Origin of the sequence: Amycolatopsis keratiniphila subsp. keratiniphila, from assembly GCF_001620365.2 — a bacterium.
Lineage (GTDB): Bacteria > Actinomycetota > Actinomycetes > Mycobacteriales > Pseudonocardiaceae > Amycolatopsis > Amycolatopsis keratiniphila.
In genome coordinates, this window is record NZ_LQMT02000032.1 from 35,621 (window position 1) to 59,360 (window position 23,740).

Annotated in this window: 17 protein-coding genes and 1 riboswitch; of the genes, 8 read left to right on the top strand and 9 right to left on the bottom strand. The window is 68.9% G+C overall.

All coding sequences use genetic code 11. From position 1 onward, the window contains the following. Positions 1–52 precede the first annotated feature (52 nt). The 5 genes from AVR91_RS30060 to AVR91_RS30080 all read left to right on the top strand — a co-directional run bounded on the left by AVR91_RS30060 (position 53) and on the right by AVR91_RS30080 (position 8,091). Entirely contained in the window at positions 53–1,129 is a 1,077-nt protein-coding gene (locus tag AVR91_RS30060; RefSeq protein WP_016333204.1) for a ribonucleotide-diphosphate reductase subunit beta, read from the top strand. Between the two features lie 255 nt (positions 1,130–1,384). Next, a riboswitch (cobalamin riboswitch) is annotated at positions 1,385–1,607 on the top strand. 99 nt (positions 1,608–1,706) lie between these two features. Beyond that, positions 1,707–3,980 carry a 5-methyltetrahydropteroyltriglutamate--homocysteine S-methyltransferase gene (gene metE, locus AVR91_RS30065; protein WP_063276028.1) on the top strand — a complete coding sequence of 758 codons (2,274 nt, stop codon included), beginning with the start codon at positions 1,707–1,709 and terminating at the stop codon, positions 3,978–3,980. A 138-nt stretch (positions 3,981–4,118) separates the two neighbouring features. Then, positions 4,119–5,564, top strand: coding sequence for a cytochrome P450 (locus AVR91_RS30070; protein ID WP_211282790.1), 1,446 nt, complete (start codon positions 4,119–4,121; stop codon positions 5,562–5,564). A 233-nt stretch (positions 5,565–5,797) separates the two neighbouring features. After that, a complete protein-coding gene (locus AVR91_RS30075) occupies positions 5,798–7,609 on the top strand; it encodes a GGDEF and EAL domain-containing protein (protein WP_063276065.1) in 1,812 nt (603 codons plus the stop codon). A gap of 17 nt (positions 7,610–7,626) precedes the next feature. Next, positions 7,627–8,091, top strand: coding sequence for a peroxiredoxin (locus tag AVR91_RS30080; protein ID WP_005152159.1), 465 nt, complete (start codon positions 7,627–7,629; stop codon positions 8,089–8,091). On the opposite strand, the gene AVR91_RS30085 is transcribed toward AVR91_RS30080, so the two are convergent. The 4 genes from AVR91_RS30085 to AVR91_RS30100 form a co-directional block, all read right to left on the bottom strand. After that, a complete protein-coding gene (locus AVR91_RS30085; protein WP_063276030.1) occupies positions 8,078–8,608 on the bottom strand; it encodes a GNAT family N-acetyltransferase in 531 nt (176 codons plus the stop codon). The genes AVR91_RS30080 and AVR91_RS30085 overlap by 14 nt on opposite strands. A gap of 231 nt (positions 8,609–8,839) precedes the next feature. Beyond that, the gene (locus AVR91_RS30090; protein ID WP_063276031.1) at positions 8,840–10,051 is read right to left on the bottom strand and encodes an LCP family protein; all 1,212 of its coding nucleotides are present in this window, start codon (positions 10,049–10,051) and stop codon (positions 8,840–8,842) included. Between the two features lie 94 nt (positions 10,052–10,145). After that, entirely contained in the window at positions 10,146–11,408 is a 1,263-nt protein-coding gene (locus AVR91_RS30095) for an SAM-dependent methyltransferase (protein ID WP_063276032.1), read from the bottom strand. Positions 11,409–11,429: 21 nt separating this feature from the next. Next, positions 11,430–12,125, bottom strand: a complete 696-nt coding sequence (locus tag AVR91_RS30100) for an alpha/beta hydrolase (protein ID WP_063276033.1) — start codon at positions 12,123–12,125, stop codon at positions 11,430–11,432. 131 nt (positions 12,126–12,256) lie between these two features. On the opposite strand from AVR91_RS30100, the gene AVR91_RS30105 reads away from it, so the two are divergent. Further along, positions 12,257–12,985, top strand: a complete 729-nt coding sequence (locus AVR91_RS30105) for an SIS domain-containing protein (protein WP_063276034.1) — start codon at positions 12,257–12,259, stop codon at positions 12,983–12,985. Positions 12,986–13,077: 92 nt separating this feature from the next. Further along, positions 13,078–14,226, top strand: a complete 1,149-nt coding sequence (locus AVR91_RS30110) for a serine hydrolase domain-containing protein (protein ID WP_063276035.1) — start codon at positions 13,078–13,080, stop codon at positions 14,224–14,226. A gap of 93 nt (positions 14,227–14,319) precedes the next feature. Here the strand turns inward: AVR91_RS30110 and AVR91_RS30115 are convergent, their stop codons facing one another. Then, positions 14,320–16,185 carry an ABC transporter ATP-binding protein gene (locus AVR91_RS30115; RefSeq protein WP_063276036.1) on the bottom strand — a complete coding sequence of 622 codons (1,866 nt, stop codon included), beginning with the start codon at positions 16,183–16,185 and terminating at the stop codon, positions 14,320–14,322. A gap of 146 nt (positions 16,186–16,331) precedes the next feature. Here AVR91_RS30115 and AVR91_RS30120 point away from each other — a divergent pair, with 146 nt between their 5' ends. Then, positions 16,332–17,651 carry a glycosyltransferase 87 family protein gene (locus AVR91_RS30120; protein WP_063276037.1) on the top strand — a complete coding sequence of 440 codons (1,320 nt, stop codon included), beginning with the start codon at positions 16,332–16,334 and terminating at the stop codon, positions 17,649–17,651. On the opposite strand, the gene AVR91_RS30125 is transcribed toward AVR91_RS30120, so the two are convergent. The 4 genes from AVR91_RS30125 to AVR91_RS30140 form a co-directional block, all read right to left on the bottom strand. Further along, entirely contained in the window at positions 17,652–17,861 is a 210-nt protein-coding gene (locus AVR91_RS30125) for a helix-turn-helix domain-containing protein (RefSeq protein WP_003071237.1), read from the bottom strand. A gap of 178 nt (positions 17,862–18,039) precedes the next feature. Next, positions 18,040–19,668: an ABC-F family ATP-binding cassette domain-containing protein gene (locus AVR91_RS30130; protein WP_016333192.1), complete on the bottom strand. Its 1,629-nt coding sequence runs from the start codon at positions 19,666–19,668 to the stop codon at positions 18,040–18,042. Positions 19,669–19,810: 142 nt separating this feature from the next. Beyond that, positions 19,811–20,479, bottom strand: a complete 669-nt coding sequence (locus AVR91_RS30135) for an acVLRF1 family peptidyl-tRNA hydrolase (RefSeq protein ID WP_063276038.1) — start codon at positions 20,477–20,479, stop codon at positions 19,811–19,813. A gap of 249 nt (positions 20,480–20,728) precedes the next feature. Then, the gene (locus AVR91_RS30140; RefSeq protein ID WP_063276066.1) at positions 20,729–23,599 is read right to left on the bottom strand and encodes a S8 family serine peptidase; all 2,871 of its coding nucleotides are present in this window, start codon (positions 23,597–23,599) and stop codon (positions 20,729–20,731) included. Between the last annotated feature and the right edge of the window lie 141 nt (positions 23,600–23,740).

The window sequence follows — 23,740 nt, forward strand, 5'->3', positions numbered from 1 at the left end:
AAGGGCGGTTCTAACCGTCCTTACCACTCACGACGCCCTCTTGGAGCTCTTTATGACCACCTTTGACGCCTCCACCGACGCCACGGGCCTCGGTGAGATCGAAGTCGGCGCCGCCCGCATCAACGTCGACGACAAGCGGATGATCAACGCCCGCGCCGACGTCAACCAGCTGCTGCCGATGAAGTACACCTGGGCCTGGGAGAAGTACCTCGCCGGCTGCAACAACCACTGGATGCCGACCGAGGTCGCCATGCAGGCCGACATCGCGCTGTGGAAGTCGCCCGACGGCCTCACCGAGGACGAGCGCACCATGCTCAAGCGCAACCTCGGCTTCTTCGCCACCGCGGAATCGCTGGTGGCCAACAACATCGTGCTCGCGGTGTACCGGCAGATCACCAACCCCGAATGCCGCCAGTACCTGCTGCGCCAGGCGTTCGAGGAGGCCGTGCACACGCACACCTTCCAGTACATCTGCGAGAGCCTCGGCCTGGTCGAGGGCGAGCTGTTCAACATGTACCGCGAGGTCCCGTCCATCTCCGACAAGGACGCGTGGGCGCTGAAGTACACGCAGAACCTGGAGAACCCGGACTTCGAGACCGGCACCCCGGAAGCCGACCAGAACTTCCTGCGTGACCTCGTCGCGTTCTACGTGATCTTCGAGGGCATGTGGTTCTACACCGGTTTCGCGCAGATCCTCTCGCTCGGCCGCCGGAACAAGATGATCGGCATCGCCGAGCAGTACCAGTACATCCTGCGCGACGAGTCGATCCACCTGAACTTCGGCATCGACTGCATCAACCAGATCAAGATCGAGAACCCGCACCTGTGGACCGAGGAGTTCCAGGCGGAGATCCGGACGATGCTGACCGAGGCTTGCGAGCTCGAGGTCGCCTACGCCCGCGACACCATGCCGCGCGGCATGCTCGGGCTCTCGGCCGAGCTGATCGAGCAGTACATGCACTTCATCACCGACCGGCGGGCCCAGCAGATCGGCCTCGCCCCGATCTTCGGCGAGACCGAGAACCCGTTCCCGTGGATGTCGGAGGCGATGGACCTCAAGAAGGAGAAGAACTTCTTCGAGACCCGCGTCATCGAGTACCAGTCCGGTGGCGCCCTCGACTGGGACTGACCCCGAACTCGTAACTCGCGTGTCTGAACACGTAACTCGCGTGATCAGACACGTAACTCGCGTGATTGAACGACGAACTCACGTGACCAGATGGACGACACGCCGGGCGGCCTCCGCCCGGCGTGTTCCGTCTCCAGACACGCGAGTTACGCCCCCGATCACGCGAGTTCGCCGTTCAATCACGCGAGTTCGCCGTCTGATCACGCGTGTCGTCCGGTTCGTCACATGTCCAGCGGGGTACTAGCGCGTCTCGGTACGCTCTGGGGTGCTACTGGTTCGCCCGGCCTCCCAGGCCGGTCGAGGTAACAGGGAACCCGGTGCGAATCCGGGACTGCCCCGCAGCGGTATGTGGGAACGAAAGCCGTCACCGTGCGAGACACGGTAAAGCACTGGGACATGGCGTCCCGGGAAGCGACGGCCGGTAGGAGCGAGCGAGTCGCCCACGAGTCCGAAGACCTGCCCGTGGTACGCGCGCCGACGGCGTGCGTGAGTCCGGGCCTCGTGGGATGGGCACGACCGAACGGCGGTCACTCCTGCGCGCTCCGGGCTCGCCCGACAAGCTCGCGAGGAGAGAGCTGTGACCGAAATCGGCACGACAGTGCTGGGCTACCCCCGGATCGGACCGGACCGGGAACTCAAGCGTTCACTCGAACGCTTCTGGGCGGGCAAGATCGACGAGGCCGAACTGCTGGCCACCGGCCGCGCGCTGCGCACCCGCGCCTGGCGGGAACTCAAGGACGCGGGGCTGGATTCCGTCCCCTCCAACACGTTCTCCCACTACGACCAGGTACTCGACACCGCCGAGCTGTTCGGAGCGCTGCCGGAGCGCTTCACCACGCTCGGCCTCTCGCCGCTCGACACCTACTTCGCCGCCGCACGCGGGGTGCAGGACGCGCCGGCGATGGAGATGACGAAGTGGTTCGACACGAACTACCACTACATCGTCCCCGAACTCGGCCCGGACACGGCGTTCTCGCTCACCGGCACCAAGCCGCTCAACGAGTACCGCGAAGCCCGCGCCATCGGCGTCGAGACCCGGCCGGTGCTGGTGGGTCCGGTGACGTTCCTGCTGCTCGCGAAGCCGTCGGAGACCGCGCCGGAGGGTTTCCGTCCGCTGGAGCTGCTCGACAACCTTCTCGACGGCTACGTCGAATTACTGCGTCGCCTGCACGACGAAGGCGTCGAGTGGGTCCAGTTCGACGAGCCCGCCTTCGCCGCGGACCGCAGCGAGCGGGAGCTCAACGCGCTCATCCGCGCCTACCACCGGCTCGCGAAGGAGACCGAGCGGCCGAAGATCCTGGTCGCCGGGTACTTCGGCGGGCTCGGGCGCGGCCTCGGTGTGCTCGCCCGCTCCCCGATCGACGCCATCGCCGTCGACCTCGTCACCGACGAGTCCTTTGTGGACGCCGTCGCCGCCGAACCCGCCTTGCGGGACAAGGAAGTGCTGGCCGGTGTGGTCGACGGGCGCAACGTCTGGCGCACGGATCCGACCCGCGCGCTCAGCCGGGCGGCGATGGTGCTGGGCACCGCGAAGTCGGTCAGCGTGTCGACGTCCTGCTCGCTGCTGCACGTGCCCTACGACGTCGAGCGGGAGGACGGACTTCACCCGCGGCTGAAGGGCTGGCTCGCCTTCGCCAGGCAGAAGGTCGACGAGGTCGTCCTGCTCGGGCGTGCGTTGAAGGAAGAAGGTGTCGACCTCTCCGCCGCACGTGCCGCCGCCACGGATCGCGCGACGGCGGCCGACCTGGCCGACAGCGGGGTCCGCGCCCGGCTGGAGGCGTTGCGGCCGGAGGACACCATCCGCTCCCCCTATGCCCTGCGCGCGGCGGCCCAGCAGGCCGCGCTGAAGCTGCCACCGTTGCCGAGCACGACGATCGGCTCGTTCCCGCAGACCACCGAAGTCCGCAAGGCGCGGGCGGCGCACAAGGCGGGTTCGCTGGACGACACTGGCTACGAAGCCGCGATGAAGGCCGAGATCGAGCGCGTCGTCCGGCTGCAGGAGGACCTCGGCCTCGACGTGCTGGTGCACGGCGAGCCCGAGCGCAACGACATGGTGCAGTACTTCGCCGAGCGGCTGGCCGGTTTCGCGGCCACCGACTTCGGCTGGGTGCAGTCCTACGGTTCGCGGTGCGTCCGGCCGCCGATCCTGTACGGCGACGTCTCGCGTCCGGAACCGATGACCGTCGAATGGGCGCGCTACGCACAGGGCCTGACCGGCAAACCCGTCAAGGGCATGCTGACCGGACCGGTGACGATCCTGGCGTGGTCGTTCGTCCGCGACGATCAGCCGCTGGGCGAGACCGCCCGCCAGGTGGCGCTGGCCATCCGCGACGAGGTGCACGACCTGCAGGAGGCCGGCATCCGCGTCATCCAGGTGGACGAGCCGGCGCTGCGGGAGCTGCTCCCGCTGCGGGCGACGGCGCACGAGGCGTACTTCGCGTGGGCGGTTTCCTCGTTCCGGCTGGCGACTTCCGGGATCGACGACGCCACGCAGATCCACACGCACATGTGCTACTCGGAGTTCGGTGACGTGGTCAAGGCGATCGACGCGCTCGACGCCGACGTCACCAGCATCGAGGCCGCGCGGTCGAAGATGGAGGTCGTCACCGACCTCGGCGCGGCGGGCTTCGGCCGCGGTGTCGGGCCGGGCGTGTACGACATCCACTCGCCGCGCGTCCCCGACGTGGACGAGGTCAGCAGCCTGCTGCGGACCGCCGTCGGCGCCGTGCCCGCCGAGCGGATCTGGGTCAATCCGGACTGCGGCCTGAAGACCCGCGGCTACGCCGAGGTCGGACCGGCCCTGCGGAATCTCGTCGCCGCGGCCCACGCGGTGCGCTCCGAGCTGGCCTGACCGGTCCGTGAAGGCCTCCTTCCCTACCCTCAAGGTAGTGAAGGAGGCCTTCACGGAACTTCCATCGAGGTATTGTCAGGACGTCAATAAGGGTGCGATGGTGGAGCGGTAACCGGTCTCAGCGGGGAGATGGTCACCATGGCGAACGCCGTCGAAAAGGTCACCGGGGCGCTGCGCGAGCGGGTTCCGCCGCTCACCTCGATCCCCCTGCCGCGTTCGGTCGACCAGCGCTGGCTCGGCGCGACCTGGCCGGTCCGCGAACTCGCGCCCGCCCCGCCGGGTCTCAAACCCGTCCTCGGCGACGAGGGCCCGCCGGTCATCGGGCACGCGCTGGACTTCATGCGCTTCGGCATCGAGTTCGGCCTCAAACGCTACGAGACCTACGGACCGGTGTCGTGGATGGGCGCGTTCGGGCGCCGCATCGTCGCGCTCACCGGCCCGGAGGCCACCCAGATCGCGTTGGTGAACAAGGACAAGGCCTTCTCCCAGGAGGGCTGGAAGTTCTTCATCGAGCAGTTCTTCGACCGCGGCCTGATGCTGCTCGACTTCGGCGAGCACCACCTGCACCGCCGGATCATGCAGGCGGCGTTCACCCGGCAACGGCTCACCGGTTACATCGACCAGATGGGACCGGCCCTGCGCGACGGCATCGCCACGTGGGCGGACCGGCCGAACCCGCGGATCTACTGGTCCCTCAAACAACTCACGCTCGACGTCGCGACACGCGTGTTCATGGGCATGAAGTCCGGCGACGACGCGGCCGCGATCAACCGCGCGTTCGTGAACTCCGTGCGCGCGGGCACGGCCATCGTGCGGTTCCCCGTTCCCGGCGGCCGCTGGGCGGCGGGTTTGCACGGCCGCAAGGTCCTCGAACGCTACTTTTCGGCGAACCTGCCCGCGAAACGAGCGAGCGACGGCGACGACCTCTTCACCGCGTTGTGCCACGCCACCACCGAGGACGGTGACCGCTTCACCGACTCGGACGTCGTCAACCACATGATCTTCCTGATGATGGCCGCGCACGACACCTCGACCATCACCAGCGCCGCCGCCGTCTACCACCTCGCCAAGAATCCCGAGTGGCAGGAACGCGCGCGTCAGGAGTCGCTCGCGCTCGGCGACGACGTGCCGGACATCGAGGCGCTGGAGACCTTGACGACACTGGATCTGGTGATCAAGGAAGCCCTGCGGCTGGTGGCCCCGGTCCCTTCCCTGACCAGGAAGACGGTGAAGGACACCGAAGTCCTCGGGCATTTCGTTCCCGAAGGGACACTGGTCGGGATTTCCCCCACCTACAACCACTTCTCGCCGGAGCACTGGACGGATCCGATGCGGTTCGACCCGGACCGCTTCGGCGAGGACCGCCGCGAGGACAAGTCGCATCGCTACGCGTGGATGCCGTTCGGCGGCGGGGCGCACAAGTGCATCGGCCTGCATTTCGGGACGTTCGAGGTGAAGGCGCTGCTGCACGAGATGCTGCGCGCGTATCGATGGTCGGTCCCGGAGGACTACACCGCACGCTGGGATTACGTGTCGCTGCCCGTTCCGGCGGACGGTCTGCCGATCCACCTGACGCCGCGGTGAGACCACGCCACGATCGAGCACTCTTGGTAACTTCCGGTCACCACTCGTGTAGTAGCGATCACCCTTTCAGCCGGTAGACACCCCGGATCGCGCATGATGCCGTGGCACTACACCCGGTCGGCTCATACCTAGTGTGGGTCCATGGGCTCGGACACCCGGTCTGAGCTGGCCATCAACCGCGCATGAAGAGGTGAAGTGTGCCCGAACCTGGTTCCGCGCCAGGGTTGGTGGACGTGGCCCGGAGATGGGCCGAGACGCTCGCTGACACTAAAGGAGTATCGCTTCCCAAGGAGCAACTCGAACAGCTGCTGCTCGGTGTCGCCAAGGACGCCGTCCTGGCCGAGCCCGACCATCAGCCCGCCGTGCTGCGCTTCTCCAAGCTCTATTCCGCCTCCCCCATCGGGATCGCCCTCGCCGACGCCAACGGCGCGATCGTGGAGGCGAACGCCGCGCTCGGCCGTCTCCTCGGCTGCCGGCCGGGCTCGCTGCGCGGCCGGGAAATCCCCGATCTCGGCTCCGCCGAACACGACGTCGCCCGCCTGCGGAACGCGCTCGCCCAGCTCATGACACACGGCCGGCCGACGCAGGAGGAACGGCTGCTGCTGGACCACAGTGAGGAAGGCCCGCTCTGGGTCGACGTGACCCTGACCGATCTGCCCGGTGACCGGCCCGGCTCGGCCTATCCGGTGCTGATGGTCTCCGACGCCAACGAAATCCACCTGCTGCAGGAACAACTGCGGCATCAGAACGTGCACGACCCGCTGACCGGCCTGCCCAACGCCACCGCGTTCGGCAACACCCTCGAAGCCGCGCTGGCCGGGTCCGGCGACGAGCAGGTCGCGCTCGTCTATCTCGACGTCGACGGCTTCAAGGTGATCAACGACGGCCTCGGGGCCGGCGTGGGCGATCAGGTGCTGCGCGGGGTCGCGAACAAGCTCACGTCCGTCTTCGCCGGCCGGTACGACGGTTCGGTCGCCCGGCTGTCCGGCGACGGGTTCGCCGTCCTGCTGCGCGGCGACTTCACCCCGCCCGCAGTGATCTCGCTGGTCGAGCAGGCCTTGGAGGAACTCGTCGAGCCGATCTACCTCGGCGGGCACGGGATCGGGGTCAGCGCGAGCGCGGGCATCGTCGTCCGCTCCGCCGCCGACGGCGGGCCCGAAGACCTGCTTCGTGCCGCGGAGATCGCGCTGCACCGCGCGAAGGAGGCAGGCAAGGCGCAGTGGATGCTGTTCGACCCCGAACTCGACGCGCGTGACCGGGGCCGCTACCAGCTCGGCGCGGTGATCGCGGGCGCGCTGGAGAACGGCGAGTTCTCGCTGATCTACCAGCCGACGGTGAAGCTCGCGAATCCCGACCAGCTGGCGGCCGTCAACGCCGGGCTGCGGTGGAGCCATCCGGAGAAGGGCGAGCTGGACTCCGACGAGTTCTATCCGCTGGCGCAGATCACCGGGATGACCATCCCGCTCGGCCGGTGGCTGCTGGCCGAATCGCTCGCCGCCACCGCGCGATGGCGGCACAGGTTCGGCGAGGCCGCCCCGGACGTCTGCGTGCGGCTGCCGACGCGGCTGGCCATCGAGCCCGATCTGGTGCTGCTGGTCAAGGAACAGCTCGACCGGCACAACCTGCCCGCCCAGGCGCTGCGGCTGTGCACGGACCGCGAGTCCGTGCTCGACTCGGGCGGCGAGGTGCTCGACTCCTTCGCCGTACTGGCTGATCTGGGCGCGCAGCTGGTGCTGACCATCTCCGGTTCGGACGATCTGGAGCTGATCCCGCGGCACGGGCTGCCCGTCCGCCACGTGATCCTGTCCGGCCCGGTCGTCGACGCCCTTGCCGACGGCGAGAACGAGGCCGACGTCCGTCACCTGTGCCAGCTGGTCGCCAGGGCCAAGGAGCTGAAACTGCGCATCGGCGCGGAAGGCGTCCAGAGCCACGAACAGGCCGAACGGCTGCGGCGGTACGGCGTCCTCGCGGCGCGTGGTTCGTTCGTGGCGGATTCCGCGACCGGGGACGAGGTCGACGAGCTGATCGAACGGCACGCCCACTGACGTGACAGGATCGCTCCATGGACCAAGGTGACCTCGCCCCGGACTTCACGCTGCCCGACGACAAGGGCGAAGAGCGCACGCTGTCGGACTTCCTCTCGTCCGGTCCGGTGGTGCTGTTCTTCTACCCCGCCGCGATGACCAGCGGCTGCACCGCGGAAAGCTGCCATTTCCGCGACCTGGCCGCGGAATTCGCCGAAGTGGGCGCGCACCGCGTCGGCATCAGCCCGGACGCCGTCGCCAAACAGCAGGAGTTCTCCGCCAAACACGGCTTCGACTATCCCCTGCTGTCCGATGTGGACGGTGTGGTGGCGAAACAGTTCGGCGTCTGGCGCAAATTCAGCCCGCTGCACGCCAAACGGCACACCTTCGTCATCGACACCGACCGCAAGGTCCTCGAAGTGATCAAGAGCGAGCTGAAGTTCACCGTGCACGCCGACAAGGCGCTCGCGGCCTTGCGTGAGCGCAAGACTAAGGACGCTTGAGCCGCCAGAACCGGTTGACCCCCGCACAGGCGGGGGCGAGCGGCGGTTCGGCGGGCTCCTCGCCGATCATCGTGAACCCCAGCCGCGCGGGCACGGCGGCGCTCGCGAGGTTCTTCTCGTCGTGCCGGATCTCGACCTCCGGCGCGCCGAGCCGGAAGGCCTCGTCGGCCAAGAGCTTCGCGGCCCTGGTCACGTAGCCGCGGCCGGTGTGATGGCGGCCGAGCCAGTAGCCGATCTCGATGCGGTCCGGATGCGTGATCATGCCCGCGCCGCCGACGAGCTCCTCCCCGGCGAGGATCGCGAAGTCGTAGGTCTTGCCGTCGGCCCAGTTCTTCGCGCTCCGCTCCAGGAAGTCGGCGGCTTCGCGACGGCCGTAACCGTAGGTGGCCCAGATCATCCAGGCGCCGAGGTGTTCGGCGGAGTCGCCTGCGACGGCGGCGAGGGTTTCGAGCTGCTCCGGCTTCCAGCGGCGCAGGGTGACGACGTCGTCGGCGAGGGTTTCGGCGGGCGCTTCCATCCGCCCATGGTGACTCGCCTTCGCTCCGGGCGCCTCCGGTTTTCGGCGCCGAACAGGTTTCGCCAGATGTCATGAAAGGGTCGTTCAGGACACTTTTCGTCCTGAACGACCCTTTCATGACATCTGGCCGGAGGCAGCGGACACCCGAGGCACACGAAGGCTCCCGAACGCTATGAACGGACCGTTCCTTGCAAATTTTGCAAGGAACGGCCCGTTCATAGCGCCTGAAGATCAGGTCAGGATCGCGCTGTCCGGGATCTCCGTGTCGTTCTTCAACGCGTCGAACAGCAGCTTCGACTTCGTCTTGTCCCAGTTCTCCGCCGAGCCGCTGGTCACCGGCACCGTCGTGGTGACGACGCCGCCCGACGAGATCCCGCGCATCGCCAGCGCCAGCCCGACCAGGTTGTGCACGTGGTCGCCCGAATCCATGGTCAGCGCGTCCGGCGCGGTCGACAGCAGCGGGAACAGCGTGAACGGGTTCAGCAGCGTGCCGGGGCTGCCGATCTCGCTGACCATCGCGCCGATGAACTTCCGCTGGTTGGCGACGCGGTCGAGGTCTGACCGCGGGGTCGCCTCGCTGTGCCGCATGCGGACGAACCCGAGCGCCTGCGGCCCCTGGAGGTCCTGGCAGCCCGCCGGGATCTTGATCTTGGTGAGGGTGTCCTCCATCGGCTTCTCGACGCACATGTGCACCCCGCCGATCGCGTCGACGATCTTCGCGAAGCCGCCGAAGCCGATCTCGGCGTAGTGGTCGATGCGCAGGCCGGTGGCGCCTTCGACGGTCTGCGCGAGCAGCGTCGGGCCCCCGATCGAGAACGCCGCGTTGATCTTGTTCTTGCCGTGCCCCGGAATGCTCACCTGCGAGTCGCGCGGGAGGCTCAGCAGCGTGGGTTTGACGCTGTTGGACGGGATGTGCGCGATCATGATGGTGTCGGTCCGCTTGCCGCCGCCTGCGGCCTTGGAGTCGCCGGTGACCAGCTTCTCCTGTTCCTCGGGGGTCAGCCCGTCCCGGCTGTCGGAGCCCACGATCAACCAGTTGGTGCCCTCCGCCGCGACAGGGCGGCCGGAGTAGTCGGCCAGCGCGTCGACGCGGTTGATGGAGAACTCCAGGTACACCCACACCCCGGCGAGGAACACCACGAACACGGTCAGCAACGTGAGCAGCACCTTGCCGAAACCCCAGCGCTTACGCCGCCGCGGCGGGCGCGCGTCGTCCATCGGGCGCCCCGGAGGGGGCTGCGGCGGGCCTGGGCGGCGCGGTGGCGGGCCGGAGGGCCGCTCCTGGCCGCCGTGCCCCATCGGCCTCGTCCGCTCGTCGTACGGGCTGCTCCCCCGGCCCGGCAGCGGCATCATCTGCGCGGGCTGATGCCGCCGGGGGCGGCCGGACGGCGGCCGCTGGGGCGGCGGCATCCGTCGCCCTCGGTCGTCGCCTCCATACGTCATGCCGAATCACCCGTCCCGATCTCGCGTGTAGGGCCCAGTCAACCGCAGACCCTAGGTGAAGGACGTCCGGCACCCCGCATCGGTTGGGTGGTGCTCACCGTCCGTTTTCGGCGAATCCGAACTGGTGGACCTTGAGATACCCCGAACGGAACCCCGCTTCGGAGTACGCCAGATAGAACTCCCACATCCGTTTGAAGACGTCGTCGAAGCCCAGTTCGGTGATCTCGCCCCACCGCTGGGTGAACCTCTCCCGCCACAGCCGCAACGTGCGGGCGTAGTCCTGGCCGAACTCGCGCACCCCCTCCAGCCTCAACCGCGCGTGCTCCAGCAGGCCCTGTTCGACGGAGGTGGTCGACGGGATGAGCCCGCCGGGGAAGATGTACTTGTGCATCCAGGTGTACGAACGCGCCGCGGCGAGCATGCGCTCGTGGTCCATCGTGATGGCCTGGAGCCCCAGCCTTCCGCCCGGCTTCAGCCGCTTGCCGATGGTCTCGAAGAACGTCGGCCAGTACGCCTCCCCGACCGCTTCGATCATCTCGACGCTCACCACGGCGTCGTACTCGCCGGAGGAGTCGCGGTAGTCGCACAGCCGGACGTCGACGCGGTCGGCGAAACCCGCCGCCGCGATACGTTCGGTCGCCAGTTTCGCCTGTTCCTCGGAAATGGTCAGTGACGTGACCTGCGCCCCGCGCGCGGCGGCGCGGATCGAGAGTTCGCCCCAGCCGGTGCCGATCTCGAGCACCGTGCTGCCTTCGCGGACGCCGGCGTAGTCGAGGACGCTGTCGATCTTGCGGTGCTGGGCGGCGGTGAGGTCGTCGTCCGGGCCGAACAACGCCGACGAGTACATCATCGACGGGTCCAGGAACGCGCCGAACAGATCGTTCGACAGGTCGTAGTGACGATGGATGTTCGACCGCGCGCCCTCGACGCTGTTCTCCTCGCCGTCCGGGTGACCGCGGTCGACGAACCGGCGGAACCGCTGCAGCAGCGGCGGGATGAGCGTCGCCATCCGCTCCGCGAACGGGGTCAGCACCTCGGCGAGCGCGTCGCTCGTCCAGTCGCCGACCATGTACGCCTCACCGAAGCCGATCTTCGCGTCCACGCCGAGGCGGTGGAAGAACGCGGCGGGACGGTTGAGCCGCATTTCGGGCGCGTCCGGACCGCCCGCGCCCAGGTGCGAGCCGTCGGGCATGCGCACGCGGACGTTCAGCGGGCGCACGGCGTGCCGGAACAACTGCTCGGCGATCCGCGCCCGGAACGGGGAATGCGGCGGGGTGGCCAAACCGGGCCACCTGGTTTCGCCGGGACCGGGAAGGCCGGACGGACCTGCCGTCCGGTCGACGCTCGACGTGGACATGGGTACTCCCTCCCGCCCGGTCTAGACCGGGATCCGCAGCCGCTCCGAGCTCGGCCGATCCCAGGCTCCGCTCAGCGTTTCGTCAGTGCCCCCGGCTTCGATCAGCTCGAGCGCGAATGCCCGTACGAGACGGTTCCAGACGCGAGACCTTCGTAGCATCGCGTGCCCTTCACCATCGATTTCAAACCGCGCCGACCGCGCTGTCACCTTTTCGGCACGTTCGGCGAAAGCGTGTGATGCCACCGGATCCGTCATGCGGTCCTTGGTCCCGTGCGCGATCAGCACGGCGCGGCCGCGGACGGCATCGACGGGTTCACCCGGTGGTGTCCACGGTGCCAGCGCGCAGACACCGATGACGGCCGGATCGTCGGCGACGCGCAGGCCGACCCGTCCTCCCATCGAGTGGCCGACGAGGATCACCGGCACGCCAGGGTGATCGTCGCGGATCCGCGCCAGAGCCCAGCGCGCGTCGGCGAGCGCGTCGGTGCCGTGGTCGTTCCAGCCGTAGATCCGGTTGCGCAGCAGCCGCACCTCGACCCCGTGCCCCCGGCCCGCCCGGTGCACGTCCTTCGCCAGCGGCACCATGCGCTGGTACGCCAGCCGCCACGGCGCCACGCGGGCATGACTGTGCTCCGCGCCGCCGTGCAGTACCAGCACCACGGCTTTGACCTGGCCGCGTGCCCGCCAAGTCCGCACCGCGGGATCAGCCTCGCTCACCCTGGACCCTCCAGTCTCCGAAACCCCGGCCGCAGTGATCGGGTCAACCTCGATCATGACCCCATGTATTCCACTTCGGCGATTGGTCCACGCGATACATTCGTCGCTGATCTCCAGACGGAAGGGCGGATGTGGTGAGCACCACCGAACGTTGTGCAGACGTCGCCGAACGGCTCGCGGAGGCCGAACGGGGTAACGCGGAGCAGATCCGGAAGTCGGCCGAGCTGATCCTGGGGGTCATCCGGGCCGACGCCCTGGTGTTCACCGCCGGTGCCGGTCATTCGCTGGCCGCGGTCGCCGAGACCTTCTACCGCGCGGGCGGGCTCGCCTGCGTCTACCCGATCTACCACCCCGAACTGCTGCCGCTGCACGGCGCGCAGCACAGCACCAAGACCGAGCGCCGCTCCGGGCTCGCCGAGGAGGTGCTCGCCGAGCGCGCGCCGGGGCCGGACGACCTGCTGGTGGTGTTCTCGACGTCGGGCGTCAACCCGTACCCGGTCGAACTGGCCGCCGGGGCGCGCAAGCGCGGGGCGTCGGTCATCGCGGTGAGCTCGGCCGCGTCGGTGGCCGCCGCACCGAAGCGCGCGGCCACGACGCTGATCGAAGAGGCGAGCATCGTGCTCGACTCCCACGTCCGTCCCGGTGATTCGAGCTACCCGCCGGAGGCGCCGCGGACCGCGCCACTGTCCACTGTGATCAACGCGTTCCTCTGGAACCTCGTGCTCGCCGAGGTCGTGGACCTCGGCGCGGCGCAGGGCGTCGACGTCCCGCTGTGGCGCAGCTCCAACGTGGACGGTGGCGACGAGGCCAACGCGGCGCTGCTGGCCAAGTACGGCGCGCGGGTCCCGGCACTGCGGTAGCGACTTCGCGGGGACGGGCCTCTTGACTCGTCCTCGCGGCGCTTCTACGGTCACATACCGACCGGTCGGTGTCCGCACAGGAGGTCCGTGCCATGACCGAGATCCACGGTGAATGCGCGGCGGGCTTCGAACCCGTCCGGGCCGCCTTCGAGGAGAACTTCGCCGCCCGCGGCGAGATCGGCGCCGCGTTCTCGGTGACCCGGCACGGCGAGACCGTGGTCGACCTCTGGGCGGGCTGGGCCGATCCGGACCGGACGATCCCGTGGCGGGCGGAGACGCTCACCAACGTCTGGTCGACCACCAAGGGCATGACCGCGCTCTGCGCGCACCACCTCGCCGACGACGGCGCACTCGACATCGACGCGCCCGTGGCGAAGTACTGGCCGGAGTTCGCGGCCGCGGGGAAACAGGACATCCCCGTGCGATGGCTGCTCTCGCACCGCTCCGGCGTGACCGGGATCGGCCTCGACCGGCCCGTGAAGGTCGAGGAACTCTACGACTGGGACCACGTCACCGGACTGCTCGCCGCGCAGCCGCCGCTCTTCGAACCGGGCACGGCCAGCGGCTACCACGCGCTGTCGTTCGGCTTCCTCGTCGGCGAGGTGATCCGCCGGGTGAGCGGGCAGGACGTCCGCGCGTACTTCGCCGGGCACATCGCCGGTCCGCTGGACGCGGACTTCCGGATCGGCCTGGATTCCGACGACGATCTGGCGCGTTGCTCCACCCTTGTCGAGCCCGTGCTCAGCGCGGAGATGAAGACCGCCCTGACCCAGGCGTTCGCCAACGCCGGCCCCGTCGCCCTCGCCGCACTGGCGAACCCGCGCGTCCAAGGCCGCGACGCCAACGATCCCGGCTGGCGGCGCGCGATCCTGCCCGCGCTGAACGGGCACGGCACCGCCCGGGCCATCGCGACCATCTACGGCGCGCTCGCCTCCGGGCGGCTGCTCTCGGCCGGAGCGCTCGCGACGGCCCGCGAAGGGCAGGGCCGGGAGACCGACGTCGTGGGCGGGCTGGGCAACGAATGGGCGCTGGGGTTCTACCTCGGCAGTGAGGAACGCGGCTTCGGGCCGAACCCGCGCGCGTTCGGTCACGACGGGCTCGGCGGCTCGTCCGGCGGTGTGGATCCCGAGAGCGGGATCGCGTTCGGCTACACGATGAACCGGATGGGGCCGCTCATGCGGGACGATCCGCGGAAGATGGCGCTGGTGAACGCGACCTTCGCCTCGCCCGCCCTCGCCTGACCCGCTCCGGATGTCATGAAAGGGTCGTTCAGGACGAAAAACGTCCTGAACGACCCTTTCATGACACATCAGCAGGAAAGCGAACCACCTCGGTCACGCGGCCGCAGGCTCCTCCGAGAACTGCGTCAGGTACAGCGACGCGTAGCGACCTTCGCGCGCGAGAAGCTCTTCGTGCGTCCCCCGCTCGACGATCTCCCCGTGCTCGATCACCAGGATCTGGTCCGCCGCCCGGACCGTCGACAACCGGTGCGCGATGACCAGCGCGGTCCGCCCGTCCAGCGCGTCGGTCAGCGCCTCGCCGACGGCCGCTTCGGACTGCGAGTCCAGATGCGCGGTCGCCTCGTCGAGGACGACGACCTTCGGCTGCGCGAGCAGGAGCCGGGCGATGGTCAGCCGCTGCCGTTCGCCGCCGGAAAGCCGGTAACCTCGCTCCCCCACCACGGTCTCCAGCCCGTCCGGCAGCTCCCGGATCAGCTCGGCCAGCCGGGCCTTCTCCAGCGCCGACCAGATCTCGTCGTCGGTGACCCCCGGCCGCGCGTACTCGAGGTTCGAGCGGATGGTGTCGTGGAAGAGGTGCCCGTCCTGTGTCACCACGCCGACGGTTTCCCGCAGCGAGGCGAAACTCAGCTCTCGAACGTCCACATCGGACAGACGGACCGAACCGGCGTCGACGTCGTACAGCCGCGGCAGCAACGAAGCGATCGTCGACTTGCCGGCGCCCGACGATCCCACCAGTGCCACCATCTGCCCGGGTTCGGCGCGGAAGCTGATGCCGTGCAACACCTCCTCACCACCCCGGTGATCCAAAGTGGACACGTCCTCCAGCGAAGCCAGCGAGTACCGGTCCGCCGCCGGGTAGCCGAACCGGACATCGGAGAACTCGACCGAGACCGGACCTTCGGGGACTCGCCGCGCGTCCGGCTTCTCCTCGATCATCGGCTTGAGGTCGAGCACCTCGAAGACCCGCTCGAACGACACCAGCGCGGTCATCACGTCCACCCGGACGTTCGCCAGCGCGGTCAGCGGCGAGTACAGCCTGGTCAGCAGCAACGCCAATGCCACGACGGTGCCCGGCGCGAGTGCCCCGGTCAGCGCCAGGTAGCCACCCAGCCCGTAGACCAGCGCCTGCGCGAGCGCGGAGACCGTGGTCAGGCTGGTCAGGAACCAGCGCGTCAGCATCGCCGTGCGAACACCGATGTCGCGCACCCGTCCGGCCCGCGCGCCGAACTCGCCGGTCTCGCGCTCCGGGTCTCCGAACAGCTTCACCAGCGTCGCGCCCGGCGCGGAAAACCGTTCGGTCATCTGCGTGGTCATCGACGCGTTGAGCCCGCCGGCCTCCCGCTGCAGCCCGGCCATCCGCCGCCCGAGCCGCCGCGTCGGCAGGATGAACACCGGCAGCAGCACCAGCGCCAGCAGGGTGACCTGCCAGGACAGCGTCACCATGACCACCAGCGACAGCGCCAGCTGGATCACGTTGGTGACCAAGCCCGACAGTGTCGCGGTGAACGTGCGCTGCGCGCCGATGACGTCGTTGTTGAGCCTGCTCACCAGCGCGCCGGTGCGGGTGCGGGTGAAGAACGCGACCGGCATCCGCTGCACATGGCGGTACACCGCGAGCCGCAGGTCGAGGATGATCCCCTCGCCGATCCTCGACGACTGCGCCCGTTCGGCCAGCCCGAGCCCGGCGTCGATCAGGGCCAGCGCCGCGATCACCACGGCGAGCCACACCACCAGCGCGACGTCGCGCCCGCCGACGATCGCGTCGACCACCTTCCCGGCCAGCACCGGCGTGCTCACCGCCAGCACCGCCGAAACGACGGTGAGCACCAGGAATATCATCAATCTCCGCCAGTGTGGCCTGGCGAACCGCGCGACGCGGCGGAGCGTCCCCTTGTGCAGCCCCTTCGGAACGTCGGCGGATCTCATCGCCGAGTTCATCAGCGCGTACGTGTTGTCCATGAGAACCCTCTCTCAGCCCCCAAAACCTCGATATTAGTCGAGAGTTTTCCCGGATATAAGCAAGACCAACACCGCGGCGCGCCGGATGCTTCCCGGTTTCCGCGTCCTCTTTCCGGCGGGCGTGGCCGCGTCGGTAGCCTGAGCCGGTGACCAAGGACCCAGACCTGCGGCGACTGACCATCGACCTGGTCTTCTACACGGGCTGCCTGATCTTCGCCGTCGTGAACACCGCCGTCGCGGAATTCTACGGTTATCGCGTGTGGGCGAACTTCGCCGTCGCGGGTTACGGCCTCGCCGTGGTCCACACCGGCTGGCTGACGATCGCCGCGCGGCGCGGCAAGGCGCTGCCCGGCGCGCTCGGCTCACGGTGGATCGGTATCGGCGCCATCGGGCTGTTCGCCATGATCCTTCCGTTGGGAATGCTCGTCATTCGCCGTCTGACCGGAGTGGACTGGCTCGTCACGCCGAACTCGTGGGCCGCGCAGCCCGAGGTCTGGGTCATCGAACGGTCGGCGAAACTCCTTCTGGAGAACGGAACCCCGTACGTCGACGTCACCGCGCTCGGTCGCGCGGTGGAAGTAAACGATTACACGCCATACGGTCCCGTGATGACGGTCTTCGGCCTGCCGCGCGCCCTGCTGGGCGGCGGGCCGGTCGCGAACGCCCTCACCGACGCGCGCTGGATGTTCTCGCTGGCGGCTGTCGCGTGTGTACTGCTGACGCTGCGGCTGCTGAAGTGGCCGAAAATCCCGGTCAGCGCTGCACAACTCGCGCTCGCCTGCCCGCTGACCGCGCTGACCTGGGCGGTCGCCGGTCCGGATCTGGCCATCGTCGGGCTGCTGGTGCTGTCCTTCGCGCTGGCCGCGACGGGCCGCGCCGTCCTGTCGGGTCTGGTGCTGGCCTTGGTGGTCAGCGCGAAACTCATCGTCGCGCCGGCGATCGTGGTGCTGGGTGTCCTGTTGATCACGCGGCGTGGTCCCCGCGCACTGGGCGGATTCGCCGCGGCACTCGTGGTGACGACCCTCGTCCTGCACGTACCCGTCTATCTGGTGGACCCCAAGGCGTTCGTCGAACACGTCTTCCGGTTCCCGATGGGAATCGGCGTGATCAAGTCACCGGCGGCGAGCCCGCTGCCCGGCCACCTCATCGCCTCGCTGGGCCCGGTGGGCACGGCGGTTTCCTTCGCCCTGCTCGGGATCGCTGCCGTCGCGATCCTGGTCTGGCTGCTGCGACGCCCGCCCGCGACCGGTTCCGACGCGTTGCTGCGCATGGCCGTCGGGCTCGTCGCACTGATCATGCTCACTCCGGCGACGCGGTACGGCTACCTGGTGTATCCGCTGGTCCTGCTCGGTGCCAGGCTGGTCTTCATCTCCAGCGAACACTGCCTGGCCGCGGAAACCCGTGAAACAGCGGTCCCTGGAAAGGGAACTGCGCCCCCCGCGCAGCAGTCCGCTACTTCCTCGTGACTACTTCTTCTTGACCCTGGTGGCACCGCCACGGCCGCGCAGCTGGACGCCGGACTCCGAGAGGACCCGGTGCACGAACCCGTACGAGCGACCCGTGGACTCCGCGAGAGCGCGGATGCTCGAGCCCTTCTCGTATTTCTTCTTCAGGTCAGCGGCCAGCTTGTCACGCGTGTTGCCGGTGATCCGCGCGCCTTTCTTGAGATCAGCCACGTCGATCGCCTTCCCGCCGAGAGTGTTCTGGGCCACATAACGGCCCCTGTCGCCGCAATGATCGAACACTGAGCGCCGGAATGCCAGACGACGAGCGCAAAACTGCTGAAACCGCGATCACATTGGGCCATTTCAGTGGCCGGATGGCATCGATCAAGCACCCGAACGGACGCAAGCCTCACGCAAGCTGGACAAGTTCCAGATAATCCGCCGACCAATGGTCCTCGGTTCCGTCCGGCAGGAGGATCACGCGTTCCGGCTCCAGCGCCTCGACCGCGCCCGGGTCGTGCGTCACCAGGACGACCGCTCCGGCGAAGCTGCGCAAGGCGTCCAGGACCTGGGCACGGCTGGCCGGGTCCAGGTTGTTCGTCGGCTCGTCGAGCAGCAAAACGTTGGCAGCGCTGGACACCAGACCGGCGAGCGCGAGCCGCGTCTTCTCACCTCCGGAGAGCGTGCCGGCGGGCTGATCGAGCTGCTCGCCGGTGAACAGGAACGAACCGAGAAGGTTCCGCAACTCCTGCGCGCCGGTGTCCGGCGCGAGGTGACGGATATTTTCCCACACGGACGCATCGTGGTCGAGCGTTTCGTGTTCCTGTGCGTAATAGCCCAAACGCAATCCGTGACCTGGAATGGTCTCGCCGGTATCCGGAGTTTCCATTCCGCCGAGCAGCCGGAGCAGAGTCGTCTTTCCGGCGCCGTTCAATCCGAGCACGACGACCTTCGAACCACGGTCGATGGCGAGGTCGACGCCGGTGAAGATCTCGAGCGAACCGTAGGACTTCGAGAGCCCCTCCGCGGTGAGCGGGGTCCGGCCGCACGGGGCGGGCTCGGGGAACTTGATCCGGGCGACCTTGTCGGCCTGACGGGTCTCGTCGAGCGCGGACAGCATCTGCTCGGCGCGGCGCGCCATGTTCTTGGCGGCCACGGCCTTCGTCGCCTTGGCACCCAGTTTGGCGGCCTGCTGCTGCAGCGCGGACGCCTTCTTCTCGGCGTTCGCGCGCTCGCGGCGGCGGCGCTTCTCGTCGGTGGCGCGCGCGTCGAGATACCGCTGCCAGCCCATGTTGTAGAGGTCGAGCTCGCCGCGGGTCGCGTCGAGGAACCACACCTTGTTGACGACGTCCTCGAGCAGTTCGACGTCGTGGCTGATGACCACGAGACCGCCGTCGTGCTGCTTCAGGAAGCCGCGCAGCCAGCTGATGGAGTCGGCGTCGAGGTGGTTGGTGGGCTCGTCGAGCAGCAGGATCGTCTCGGACTTGCCGCCGGCACCCGCTTCGGCGGCGGCGAACAGGATGCGGGCCAGCTCCACGCGACGGCGCTGACCACCCGAGAGCGTCTGCAGCGTCTGCGCGAGCACCCGGTCGGCGAGGCCGAGGTTGGAACAGATCCGCGCGGCCTCGCTCTCGGCGGCGTACCCACCGAGGGAGGCGAAGCGCTCTTCGAGGCGGCTGTAGCGATTGACCGCCTTGTCGCGTTCCTTCTCGTCCACCAGCTCCGACATCGCGTTCTGCGCCTTTTCCATGTTGCGCAGCAAGGAGTCGAGGCCGCGCGCGGAGAGCACACGGTCCTTCGCGGTGACGGACAGGTCGCCCTCACGCGGGTCCTGCGGGAGGTAGCCGAGCTCGCCGCTGCGGCGGACCTCGCCCGCGTACGGCTCGCCCTCCCCCGCCAGCACCTTGAGCGAGGTGGTCTTGCCGGCGCCGTTGCGGCCGACCAGGCCGATACGGTCGCCCTGCTGGATGCGGACGTTGGTGTCGTCGAGCAGGATGCGCGAACCAGCGCGCAACTGAAGGCCAGAGGCCGTGATCACGGGAACTCCCGGTACAAGGGGTGGATGAGTGGACAGCTTCGACTCGCCGGCCGACGGGCCGGCGAGGAGCTACTCCAAGAGGATGTCCACGCACCCAGTGTACGGGCCGCTGTCGAACGGTTTTATCGGACCGTGCCGGACGTCACGGCCCGGCGAGGGTGATTTCGACCGCGGCGGCCCGTTCCGCCGCGTCTTCGAGCACCGTCCGGCGCGGTTCGGGGATGTCGAGGACGCGGGGCTCGGCACGCTCGAACAACGGTGCCAGCCGCCTGTCCTCGCGCAGGGTTTCCAAGGCGCGGCGGTCACCGCCGAGGACGACCGCGTCCACTTCGGACAGTTGAGGGACGAGCACCTCGAAGGCGTCTTCGGCGGCGGAACGCAGTGCGACGCGCGCCTGTCCTTCCCTGCGCCGCGCGAACCGCTGCTGCGACCATCCGCCCGCCGCGGACCGGCCCTGGACGAGGTGCCGGTCCGTCCTGGACTGGACGACCACTCCCCCGCGCGCGATCCCGACGCTGTGCCCGCCGCGGCGCACCAGCAGGAGCGCGATCCTGCGCGAGACCAGCGCGTGTTCGACGAGCGGGCCGACGGCCAGTCCGTTCGCCGTGCCTTCCGTGTCGAGGGGTCCGAAAGGGACGGTCGCGACGGCGACGACGCCGTTGTCCGCGACGACCGTGACAGTTTCGGCCGTGAGCCGCGTCTCGCGGACGCCTTCGTTGCGGACGGCGAAGCGCGCGTACCAGCCTTCGAGGCGTTCCGGGGCGACCTCGACCGCCCAGCCCCCGCCCGCCACCTGCCGCTCCCTCGCCATGGGTCCAACGTACGGGGCGGGGCCGGATCGGCAACCCCGCACTCGCGTGCGCAGAGGCGTAACTCGCGTGCGGGAAAGCGGAACTCGCGTGATTGAAGGCGGAACTCGTGAGTTCCGCCTTCAACCACGCGAGTTACGTCTCCAAACACGCGAGTTACGCCTTCGCGCCGGCGGAGCCCGACGCGCGTGAAGGCCCCCTTCCCTCGACTCAGCCGAGGGAAGGGGGCCTTCACGCGCATGACCGGAGGATTAGACCGGCTTCACCGGCCCCTTCCCCACCGACTTCCCGACGGCCGCGGGGCGCTCGGCCACCCCAGGCTGCACGAAACCGTTGATGTGCAAGGAGACCGAGCGGATCGACCCGGTGTCGCCACCGGCGACGTCGACCGCGGTGAACTTCCACGTGCCGTCGGCCGCCGCACCGGTCAGGCCGCCGACTGCCTGCGCCGGCTTGTAGGTGCCGGTGAACGGCGCGTTCGCCGCGCTCACCGAACTGAACGCGGCGGCCGCGTTGTCGGCGAACACGACCTGGCACAGGTTGTTGCCCGAGCCGCCGCTGCGCTGGAACACGGTAGCCTTCGCGCCCGCGGGCGACGTCAGCGTGCCGACCAGGTCACCGACGTACGAGTGGTTGATGCCCACGGTCGCCGAGGTCTGGTCGGTGTTGCAGGTCGCGCCGTCCACCGAGAACGTCAGCTTCGACGCGCGCCCGACGCCGCTCACCGTGATCGGCACGGTCACGCCGGTCGGGTCGCTGTCCGGGATCGCCACCGCGTCACCGGCGTAGGCGAAGTTCTGCGTCACCGGCGACGGGGTGCCGACCGGAAGCGAGAACGTCGACGTCGTCGGCGAGTACGAACCCGCGAAAGTGACGCGCGCGTTCAGCACCACCGGCACCCCGAGTTCCTGCGTGGCGGGGACGGTGATGGTGAAGTCGTTCACGCCGGTCTGCCCGGGGCTGATCGTGCCGTACGACTTCGACCGCGGCGCCACCGTGACACCGGGGGTCGGGCTGGAGAGCACGACGCTGGTGGACGTCGCGGTGCCGTCGCCGCGGTTGGTCACCGGCAGGGTCACCTTGGCGGTGTCGCCCGGGTCGAGCGCGGAACCGCCGTCGGCCGGGGTGACCGTCGGCTGCCCCGCGGACGCGAGCGGCTGCGGGCTGGCGCCGGTGTAGGCGAGCACCTTGTCGGCGAGGATGACGCCCGCGCCGCTGGAGTTGTCGCGGCCGGGTGCCAGGATGTCGACGGCGGTGTTGACCAGCGCCTCGCGCACCTCGGCCGGGGGCAGCCCCGGGTTGCCCGAGAGCACCAGGCCCGCGATCGCGGCGGCGTGCGGCGCGGCGGCCGACGTGCCGTAGAACGTGGTGAAGCCGGTGACGCTGGTGGAGACACCGTCGGCCGCGGTGATGTCCGGCTTGTTCCGGACCTCGCCACCGGTCCCGGACACGTTGCCCGGGGTGATCGGGGTGCCGTCGGCCTGGTAGAACATCCGCCGCGGACCGTCCGAAGTGAACCGCTCGACCTGCGAGGCCGGGCCGAACGCGGCCGGGAACGGACCCGCCGGGTTGGCCGGGTCGCCCGGTTCGAGGGCACGGGGGAACGCCTTGGCGGCGGGTGCCGCCGCGACACTGAACGCGTCACGCGCGGCCGAGTGACCCACGGTCACGCCGGGCTTGGTGTAGGCCTTGAGACCGTCGGCCGAATCGGTGAACCGGCCACGCAGCGCGGACAGCGAAAGATAGCGGCCCTCACCGGAGAACTTGACGATGGCCAGCCGCAGCCCGGCGACGCCCGTGGTGTCCACCCGTTCGTAGGCGTCCTGGGTCCCGGTCTGGACGTCCTGACTGAAGTCGACGACGTTGCCCGCCGCGTTCAGCAGGTACAGGTCGTAGTCGTTGTTCGAGGCGCCCAGCGGATCCGACCAGAACAACGTGACCGGCACCCGGCCCGAAGCGTTCGAGAGCGGCTGGAAGATCTGGTTGCCCGCGGCACCGGCGAAGTTGTGCGCGGTACCGGCGTATTTGCCGATGCTCTTGCCGGAGTCGACGAAGTCGCCTTCCCAGTGGCCCGAAGTGCCGTCGGTGACGTTGCCTTCGTTACCGGCCGAGGAGAAGTACAGCGCGCCGTCCGCGGTCACGTCGTTCACGGCCTGGGCGATGATCCAGTCCTGGAACGGGGATTCCTTGAAGTACAGGACATCGTCGACGATGACATCGCAACCCGCGTCGAAGCGCAGTTTGCGGATGTTGTCGGCGAAACTGGCGTCGGAGTTGAACGCGCTGGCGAAACCGAGTGCCGCGTTCGGCGCGAGATCGTGGATGATCTCGAGCATCGCGGTGCCCTCGTCGCCGTCGCCTTCCTGGCCGGGGATCACGTCGACGCCCGCCGGGAGTTCGCCGCGCGCCTGCGAGGTCGCGAGCGAGTCGATGCCGTCGGAGAGCGCGCAGATCTTGGTGCCCACACCGGTGACACCGAACTGCTGGCGCGCGGTGTCGGCGTTGTGCGCGCGATCGCCTTCGCTGTTGGTCGGTCCGGCCGCGATGCCGGGCTGGCCCTTGGCTTCGACGGCCTTCTTCAGCTCTTCCGCGATCCGGGCGGCCTTCTCCTCCTTGCTCTCCCGCTTGCCCGCGGTGGCGGGCTCGGCGAGCTGGCGGGCGGTGAACGCCTCGTTGGCGGTCTCGACCTTCTTGACGTCGGCGCGCGCCGCGATCGCCGGTACCGCGTTCAGCGGCACCTCGGCGCGGACACTGCCGTACCGCTCGGAGACCGCGCGGATCCCCGCACCGGATTCACGCAGTCCCTTGAGGAGTTCTTCCGAGACCTGGCCCCGGATGTCCACGAGTACGGTGCCGGCCGCGGAGACATTCGCCCCAGACCCCAGTGCGGGAACCGCGGAGGCCGACATCCGCTGCGCGCGGAGTTTCTGTTCGACGAGCAATCGGCTGTCCACTTTGGACTCGCCGGCGTTCTGGCTCTTCTTGATCGACTGCAGTGCCTCGATCTGCCGGACGGTGTTGGCCGAGAACGCGTCCGGGGACTGACCGGTTTCCGCCGCCGCGACGGGCGGGCTCACCAGGCCGAGCGCGGTGACGAGGGCCGCGGTGCCCGCGGTCAGGATCGTTCTTCTTCTCCTACTAGAACGGGTTGGACGCACGTGCGCCTCCGATTCCTGGGCGCGTGCCCCGACTCACGCTGACCGACGCCGGCGATCACCGGCTGGATCAAGCTAAGTACCGGGCGCACACCGGCGGCAGGAGCC

Coding starts and splice junctions, on each gene's coding strand:
- AVR91_RS30060 (WP_016333204.1), top strand. CDS start 53: ATGACCACCTTTGACGCCTCCACCGACGCCACGGGCCTCGGTGAGATC.
- AVR91_RS30070 (WP_211282790.1), top strand. CDS start 4,119: ATGGCGAACGCCGTCGAAAAGGTCACCGGGGCGCTGCGCGAGCGGGTT.
- AVR91_RS30080 (WP_005152159.1), top strand. CDS start 7,627: ATGGACCAAGGTGACCTCGCCCCGGACTTCACGCTGCCCGACGACAAG.
- AVR91_RS30085 (WP_063276030.1), bottom strand. CDS start 8,608: ATGGAAGCGCCCGCCGAAACCCTCGCCGACGACGTCGTCACCCTGCGC.
- AVR91_RS30090 (WP_063276031.1), bottom strand. CDS start 10,051: ATGACGTATGGAGGCGACGACCGAGGGCGACGGATGCCGCCGCCCCAG.
- AVR91_RS30095 (WP_063276032.1), bottom strand. CDS start 11,408: ATGTCCACGTCGAGCGTCGACCGGACGGCAGGTCCGTCCGGCCTTCCC.
- AVR91_RS30110 (WP_063276035.1), top strand. CDS start 13,078: ATGACCGAGATCCACGGTGAATGCGCGGCGGGCTTCGAACCCGTCCGG.
- AVR91_RS30115 (WP_063276036.1), bottom strand. CDS start 16,185: ATGGACAACACGTACGCGCTGATGAACTCGGCGATGAGATCCGCCGAC.
- AVR91_RS30135 (WP_063276038.1), bottom strand. CDS start 20,479: ATGGCGAGGGAGCGGCAGGTGGCGGGCGGGGGCTGGGCGGTCGAGGTC.